The following is an 821-nucleotide window of genomic DNA, read 5'->3' as shown; positions in this document are numbered from 1 at the left end:
CCTGCCCGAGGTGGCGCAGGCGGTGGCAATGGTCTGCCGCGAACAGCTGGTCGCGTACATCGTGCCTGCCGCCGGCCACGTGCCAACGTCCGAACAGCTCGCGCAGGCCCTGCGCCTGCAGCTGCCTTCCTACATGGTGCCCGCCGCCTTCGTCATGCTCGATTGCCTTCCGCTCACCAGCAACGGCAAGACCGATCGCAAGGCGTTGCCGGCGCCGGACATGGTGCGGGATCCGGCCACCGTCGAACCACCGGCAATCGGCGCCGAACAGGCAGTGGCCCGGTTATGGTCGGAGGTCCTGTCCATTCCACTGGAACAGATAGGCCGGCACAGCAACTTCTTTCACCTGGGCGGTCAATCGCTGCTCGCCACGGTGCTGCTCGCGCGCATGCGCCAGCACTTCAGCGTTGTACCGCAGTTACGCGAGCTGTTCTCCAACCCGACCATCGCGCAACTGGCGCCGCTTGTCGGCGCGTCGAGCGCACCTGCCGCCCCTTCCATCGGCGTTCAGCCCCGGCCTGCCGCGCTGCCGCTGTCGTTCGCCCAGCAGCGCCTGTGGTTCCTGAGCCAGCTCGCGCCGGCTGCCGCCTACAACATCAGTTCGGCCATCGAGCTGCGCGGCCGCTTCGAGCCTGCCCGCATGCAGCGGGCACTTGAACTGGTCTCGGCGCGCCATGAGATCCTGCGCAGCCGCATCGTTGAACAGGGCGCCGGCGCCGTGCTGCTGATCGACGCAGACGCATCGCTGCCCCTGCCGCTGGAGCTGGCCGCACCTGCCAGCGACGACGCCTGGGAACAGGCGATGCGGAACGCCGCCTCGC

General features: G+C 68.7%; 1 protein-coding gene. It reads left to right on the top strand.

All coding sequences use genetic code 11. From position 1 onward, the window contains the following. Positions 1 to 28: 28 nt before the first annotated feature. Positions 29 to 821: phosphopantetheine-binding protein (locus RBA40_RS33370; RefSeq protein ID WP_306653210.1), on the top strand; the 793-nt coding region annotated here is incomplete at its 3' end.

This window comes from Massilia pseudoviolaceinigra (assembly GCF_030846505.1).
Lineage (GTDB): Bacteria > Pseudomonadota > Gammaproteobacteria > Burkholderiales > Burkholderiaceae_D > Telluria_A > Telluria_A violaceinigra.
Note: the sequence above shows the minus strand (reverse complement) of the source record. Positions and strands in the feature narration are given on the sequence as shown.